Genomic DNA, 670 nt, shown 5'->3' with positions numbered 1-670 from the left:
TAGGGGAGCCGTAGCGAAAGCGAGTGTTAACTGCGCGTTTAGTTGCAGGGTATAGACCCGAAACCCGGCGATCTACCCATGGGCAGGTTGAAGGTTGAGTAACATCAACTGGAGGACCGAACACACGTATGTTGAAAAATGCGGTGATGACTTGTGGGTCGGAGTGAAAGGCTAATCAAGCCGGGAGATAGCTGGTTCTCCCCGAAATCTATTTAGGTAGAGCCTCGGACGAATACCATTGGGGGTAGAGCACTGTTAAGGCTAGGGGGTCATCCCGACTTACCAACCCTTTGCAAACTCCGAATACCAATGAGTACTATCCGGGAGACACACTGTGGGTGCTAACGTCCATTGTGAAGAGGGAAACAACCCAGACCGCCAGCTAAGGTCCCAAAGTACTAGTTAAGTGGGAAACGATGTGGAAAGGCATAGACAGCTAGGAGGTTGGCTTAGAAGCAGCCATCCTTTAAAGAAAGCGTAATAGCTCACTAGTCGAGTCGGTCTGCGCGGAAGATGTAACGGGGCTAAACTAGTCACCGAAGCTGCGGATTTGCAATTTATTGCAAGTGGTAGGGGAGCGTTCTGTAAGCCGTTGAAGGTAGATTGAGAAGTCTGCTGGAGGTATCAGAAGTGCGAATGCTGACATGAGTAACGATAAGGGGAGTGAAAA

1 rRNA gene is annotated in these 670 nt (G+C 49.9%); it reads left to right on the top strand.

From position 1 onward, the window contains the following. Positions 1–670 (top strand): 23S ribosomal RNA (locus tag MTCD1_RS18345); the annotation flags it as partial.

It is taken from the genome of Colwellia marinimaniae, assembly GCF_002207865.1.
Classification (GTDB): domain Bacteria; phylum Pseudomonadota; class Gammaproteobacteria; order Enterobacterales; family Alteromonadaceae; genus Colwellia; species Colwellia marinimaniae.
This window is presented reverse-complemented; position numbering and strand designations above follow the sequence as displayed.